This is a genomic window from Streptomyces alkaliterrae (assembly GCF_007097205.2).
GTDB lineage: Bacteria > Actinomycetota > Actinomycetes > Streptomycetales > Streptomycetaceae > Streptomyces > Streptomyces alkaliterrae.
In genome coordinates, this window is record NZ_VJYK02000338.1 from 1 (window position 1) to 5,685 (window position 5,685).

6 protein-coding genes are annotated in these 5,685 nt (G+C 73.6%); 4 read left to right on the plus strand and 2 right to left on the minus strand.

Going from position 1 to position 5,685, the window contains the following annotated elements; translation table 11 throughout:
* On the minus strand, nt 1–854 hold an 854-nt coding region (locus tag FNX44_RS23060; protein ID WP_143650716.1), incomplete at its 3' end, for a HEAT repeat domain-containing protein.
* Between the two features lie 3 nt (nt 855–857).
* The gene (locus FNX44_RS23065) at nt 858–1,517 is read right to left on the minus strand and encodes a HEAT repeat domain-containing protein (RefSeq protein ID WP_143650718.1); all 660 of its coding nucleotides are present in this window, start codon (nt 1,515–1,517) and stop codon (nt 858–860) included.
* 176 nt (nt 1,518–1,693) lie between these two features.
* On the opposite strand from FNX44_RS23065, the gene FNX44_RS23070 reads away from it, so the two are divergent.
* The 4 genes from FNX44_RS23070 to FNX44_RS23085 form a co-directional block, all read left to right on the plus strand.
* Nucleotides 1,694–2,935, plus strand: coding sequence for a PP2C family protein-serine/threonine phosphatase (locus FNX44_RS23070; protein ID WP_143650725.1), 1,242 nt, complete (start codon nt 1,694–1,696; stop codon nt 2,933–2,935).
* Between the two features lie 98 nt (nt 2,936–3,033).
* A complete protein-coding gene (locus FNX44_RS23075) occupies nt 3,034–3,993 on the plus strand; it encodes a TIGR03885 family FMN-dependent LLM class oxidoreductase (RefSeq protein ID WP_143650720.1) in 960 nt (319 codons plus the stop codon).
* 49 nt (nt 3,994–4,042) lie between these two features.
* Entirely contained in the window at nt 4,043–4,651 is a 609-nt protein-coding gene (locus FNX44_RS23080) for a flavin reductase family protein (protein ID WP_143650722.1), read from the plus strand.
* 113 nt (nt 4,652–4,764) lie between these two features.
* Nucleotides 4,765–5,685 (plus strand): serine/threonine-protein kinase (locus tag FNX44_RS23085; RefSeq protein WP_143650723.1); only part of this gene is annotated, 921 nt, incomplete at its 3' end.

Consider the following 5,685-nt stretch of genomic DNA (forward strand, 5'->3'; position numbering starts at 1 on the left):
GTGTGGTGGACGAGGTGGTCGGCGAGAGTGCTCGCGATGCGGTCCGCCGCGGTGGTGTCGCTCGCGAGCACGCTCAGGGCGTCGGCCGCGTCGATGTCGTTTGCCCCCTCGATGATCATGTCGATGAGAGCGGGGACGGCTTCGGTCACGCCGTGGGTGCTCAGGGCCAGAGCCGCGTGGCGGCGAACGACGGGGTCGGAGTGGGCGAGGGCGTCGCGCATCAGCGCGGTGGCCGCGGCGCCGGGGATCTCGGCGAGGGTCTGGACGGCGCGGGCGCGCACCGCGGCGTCGGGTGAGTCGAGGGCGCGGGCCAGGAGCGGGGCCGGGTCCGGGCCGCCGGAGCGTGCCAGCGCCCAGCGGAGGGCACCGGCGACGTTGGTGTCCGTCTCGCTCAGTGCCGCCTCGACCAGGGCCTCCACCGGCACCGGGACCTCGTCGGCGGAGGCGAGGGCGGCGCGTTGGCGCACGTCGGGGCTCTTCGAGCCGAGCGCCCGTAGCAGCGCGACGACCTGGAGCACGTCCTCCCAGTCGGCGGGGTCCACGGCGTTGATCCGGTGCAGCCGGGTGAGCAGTTCGGTTTCGGCGGCGATGCGCTCGTGCGTCCGCTGGATGAGGTCGTCGACGAGCGCGGCGGGCGTGGAGCGGGGATCCTCGAGTGTGCGTCCGATCTCCCGCAGCGACAGTCCGAGGGAGCGCAGGCACTCAATCTGGAAGATCCGCTGCACGTCTGCGGCGGAGTACTCGCGGTAGCCCGAGCCGGTCCGGCCCGAGGGGCGGACGAGGCCGAGCGATTCGTAGTGCCGGAGCATGCGGGCGCTCACTCCGGACCGCCGCGCCACCTCACCGATCAACACGCTTCATCCTCCCCCGCCGAGTGCCACGACGCGCTTCGCCTCTTCGATCGCGTACCCGAATCCGACGTCGGGGTCGCGCAGCAGCCGTTCCGTGGCGAGGGCGTGTGTGCGCACGTGTGGCTCGGGGGCCGTCGCCGCCTCGTGCAGGCTCGGCACGCTCACCTCGCCCAGCGCGGTGAGCGCCCGGCTGAGGCTGAGCCGCGTCTCCCGTCCGCCGCGTCCGAGCTGGGTGGCCAGGGCAGTCGCCAGCGCGGCCTCCTCTCCCTCCGGCACGAGCACGACGGCCGCCCGCCAGGCGCTTCTCGCCACCTCGTCGTCGGTGTCGCACAACAGCGTAGGGGTGATCGCCGGCCACGCCCGCCGGTCGCCGATCTTGGACAGCGTGTGCAGCGCCTGGCTGCGTGCCCGCGGCCGCTCCGAGCGGGTTTCGCGGAGCAGTCTGGGCAGTGTCGTCGCCACCGGGTGGCGGGTGAGTGCCCAGGTCAGCATGTCGCGGACGAAGAACTCGGGCTCGGTCGAGGATCGTTCGACGAGCGCGTCGACGCAGCGCGGGTCGGGTGTGGTGCCGAGTTCCAGCGCGGCCCGGAGTCGTACGGACGCGTGGCCGTCCGCCAGCCCGCGCAGTGCCCGCGGCGCCGCCGGGTCCTGTTCTGTGATCGTCATCGTGACCACCTCCTGGGAAGGCAGTGAAGGGCTTGTCACCGTGTCAAGGTCAAGGCGGGTGTCGGCGAGCGACCCGGGGACGGATGCGTCCGGGTGCCGAGGAGAGCGGTTGACGGTAGAACGAAGGTGTGGGAGACGAGCACGCCCCGAGGGAAGCGGCACGGGGGCTCGGTGGCGTGCGGCCGGGGATCGACTACCGGGCGCTCTTCGAGGCCTCCCCAAGTGCCTCCCTCGTCCTGGGGCCGGACCTCGTCATCGTCGACGCCAACGCGGCGTACCGCCGGGCGACCGGCCGTACCCGCGAGGACCTGGTCGGGCGGTACCTCTTCGACGCCTTCCCCGAGAACCCGGCGGATCCCGACGCCGACGGGGTCGGCAATCTGCGCGCGTCGCTGCTGCGGGTCCTGCGGTCCAGGGAACCGGACACGATGGCGGTGCAGAAGTACGACATTCCGGTGGCCGAGCGACCCGGCGTGTTCGAGGAGCGGTGGTGGTCGCCGATCAACACCCCGGTGCTCGGGCCCGGCGGCCAGGTGGCCTGGATCATCCACCGTGTGGAGGACGTCACCGCGTTTGTGCTCTCCCGTCCGCGTCCGGGCCCGCTCGGTGGTGCCGGCGGGGGCCGTCCGGAGGCGGTGGAGGCGGAGCTGTACGAGCGGGCGCGTGAGCTCCAGGCGCTGAACGACGAGTTGCGCCAGGCCCACGCCCGTGAACGCCAGGTCGCCCTCACCCTCCAGGAGGCCATGCTCCAGACTCCCCACCTCCGCCGGCACCCCGACGTCGCGGTGCGCTATCTGCCCGCCGTCGAGTCGCTGAACGTGTGCGGTGACTGGTACGACCTGGTCGACCTGCTGGGCGGCGGGTTCGCCGTCGCGGTCGGCGACGTGGTCGGCCACGGCCTGGAGGCGGCCGCCGTCATGGGCATGCTGCGCAGCGTGCTGTCCACCGCGGTCCGCGCGGTGGAGGCGCCCGCGAGCGCCCTGGCCATCCTCAACCTGTACGCGCGGGACGTGGAGGGCGCGCAGACCACCACCGTCGTCCAGGTCGTCGTGGACACCCGGGCGCGGCAGGTCACCTACAGCAGCGCCGGCCACCCGCCGCCCGTCCTGCTCCGCCGGGACGGCGGCTGCGAACTGCTCGACAAGGCCACAGACCCGCCGCTGGGGGCCCAGCTCGACACCCCCACGCGTCCCGAGGCGACCGTGGAGTACGCACCCGGGGACGTCCTGGTGCTCTACACCGACGGCCTGATCGAGCGGCGGGGCGAGGACATCGACGCAGGTCTGCGGCGCCTGACGGAAGCGCTCGCCCGGTACGCCCGGCACAGCCCCGAACGCCTCGCCGACGCCGTCCTGGCACGGCTCGGCCTCAGCAGCGGCGCCCGGGACGACATCGCGCTGGTCGTGCTCCGCCTCTGACGTTCTCGCCGGCCGCCGTGCCCGCCCCGATCGGGCGAGTTTGCCGTCGGACGATCCGGAGAACCGGTCTGTCACATGCACGAGGCCCGGAGGGACCGATGACCCAGTACGGCTTCCACGCCTCACACGAGCAGTACCCGCCGGGGGAACTGCTGGAGGCGCTGCGCGCGGCCGAAGCCGCCGGCTTCGAGGCGGGCATGTGCTCCGACCACTTCGCACCCTGGAGCAGCCGGCAGGGCGAGTCGGGGTACGCCTGGTCCTGGCTCGGCGCGGCGCTGGAGGCCACGTCGCTGCCGTTGGGCGTCGTCACCGCTCCCGGCCAGCGCTACCACCCGGCCGTCGTCGCACAGGCCGCCGCCACACTGGCCGCCATGTACCCGGGCCGCTTCTGGGCCGCGCTCGGCAGCGGGCAGGCCCTCAACGAGAGCATCACCGGCGACAAGTGGCCCCGGAAGGAGAGCAGGGACAGGCGGCTGCGGGAGTGTGTGGACGTCATCCGCGCACTGTTCGCCGGTGAGACCGTCACCCACGACGGGCTGGTCCGCGTCGAGGCGGCCCGGCTGTGGACGCGCCCCGAGAACCCGCCCCCGCTGCTGGCCGCCGCCGTCACTCCCGACACGGCCGCGTCGGGCGCCGAGTGGGCCGACGGCCTGATCACCGTCAACCAGCCCGACGATGCCCACCGCAGGACCCTCACCGCCTACCGCGACGCGGGCGGACGCGGCCAGGCCGTCCTCCAGGCACATCTGTCCTGGGCCCCCGGCCGGGAAGAGGCCGTGGCGATGGCGCACGACCAGTGGCGCGAGGTCATCCTCGGCAGCGAGGCGGGCTGGGAGCTCGCGCGACCCGAACACTTCGAGGAGGTCGGCCGGTTCGTCACGCCCGACGACGTCCTCCCGTACGTCCACGTCTCCGCCGACCTGGGCGAGCACGCCGACTGGCTCAACGGCCAGGCCGAGGCCGGCTTCGACCGGATCATGCTGCACCAGGTCGGCGGCGACCAGACCGCCTTCGCCCGCACCTTCGGCGAACACGTGCTCCCCCGCCTCACCGGGTGACCGAGGGGTGTGGCGGGCGGACCCGGGCGGGCGGCGGATAATCGCCGGCATGCGCATCGAACACGACACGGCCCGACTCGACCGCACGGCCGTCTACCGCCTGCTGACCGCCACCGTGGTGCCACGGCCGATCGCCTGGGTGTCGACCGTCTCGGCCGACGGCGTCGACAACCTCGCGCCGCACTCCTTCTTCACGATCGCGTCGGTCACGCCGCCCGTCGTGCAGTTCACCTCGGTCGGCCGGAAGGACACACTCCGGAACGTCGAGGCCACCGGGGAGTTCGTGGTCAACCTGGCCCCCGAACCGCTGCTCGACGAGATCAACAAGACCGCCACCGACTTCCCCGAGGGGATGAGCGAGTTCGACGCCGTGGGCGTGGCGCGCGAGGCGAGCGCGCGGGTGAAGGCGCCGCGTGTCGCCGCCTCCCCCGTTGCGCTGGAGTGCGAGCTGCACAGCACGCTGCTGCTCGGCGACTCCACCGTCGTCTTCGGCCGGGTGGTGCACATCGCCGTCGACGAGGGCGTCCTCGACGGGAACCACCCCGAGGTCACGCGCCTGCGGCCGCTGACCCGGCTCGGCAGGGACGAGTGGGGCACCGCCGGCGACATCCGCGAGCTGGGCCGCATCCGCTACGCCGACTGGCCGACGTCGGACTGACGTCCCGGCCGTCGGCGGCGTGGTGGGGGCACCGTGAGGCCGGGTTGCGCCGACCCCGTTACATCCCCGTGCCGGCACCCCCTAGAGTTTGGCCTTCCGGTGGAGCCATTGGGGTGGGTGTGCGCGACGAGGCGTTGCTGGCTGATCGTTACAGCCTGACGGAACCGCTCGGCAGCGGCGGCATGGGCGAGGTCTGGCGGGCCTGGGACACCGCCCTCGGACGTGAGGTCGCGGTCAAGCTGCTGAGCGCGCCGACCGGCGATCCCGACGCCGAGCGGCGGTTCACGGCCGAAGCCCGGGTGACGGCCCGGCTCAACCACCCGGGCATCGCCGCCCTCCACGACTTCGGCCAGTCCGCCGACGGCCGCCCGTTCCTGGTCATGGAACTGGTGGCGGGCCGCAGCCTCGCGCGGACGCCGCGCTACGCACGGGTTCAGGTGCCCTGGGAGACCTGTGCGGACCTCGGTGCCCAGGCCGCCCGGGCGCTGGCCGCCGCCCACCGCGCGGGCATCGTCCACCGCGACGTGAAGCCCGCGAACCTGCTGGTCACCGACGACGGGCTGCTGAAGGTCGTGGACTTCGGCATCGCGGAACTCGCCGGCGGCGAAGCCGCCGAGAGCGGCGAGCCGCCGCTCGGCACCGCCGCCTACACCGCACCCGAGGTGGCGCTGCGCCACCCGGCCGGACCGGCGTCCGACGGCTACGCGCTCGGCTGCGTCCTGTACGAACTGCTGGCCGGCAAGCCCCCGTTCAGCGGAACGGACGCGGCGCGGCTGCTGTATCGGCAGGTCCACGAGGCGCCGGCCCGGCTGACCGAGATACGCCCGGACGCCCCGCCCGAACTCCTCCGCCTGATACACAAGTTGCTGGCGAAGAACCCGGCCGACCGGCCACGCGACCTGGCGGACGTCGCCGGGCGCCTCCAGGCTCTCGCGACGGCGGACGCCGACGCGGACTGCGGGGCGGCGCGGCCGGACGAGGCGGTGACCGAACCGCTGCCCCCGGTCCCACAGGACCCCGGCCCACTACCCGAC

Bases quoted from the DNA above. Each gene is read 5' to 3' on its own strand.
- FNX44_RS23075 (WP_143650720.1), top strand. From the start codon at position 3,034: ATGACCCAGTACGGCTTCCACGCCTCACACGAGCAGTACCCGCCGGGG.
- FNX44_RS23080 (WP_143650722.1), top strand. From the start codon at position 4,043: ATGCGCATCGAACACGACACGGCCCGACTCGACCGCACGGCCGTCTAC.
- FNX44_RS23065 (WP_143650718.1), bottom strand. From the start codon at position 1,517: ATGACGATCACAGAACAGGACCCGGCGGCGCCGCGGGCACTGCGCGGG.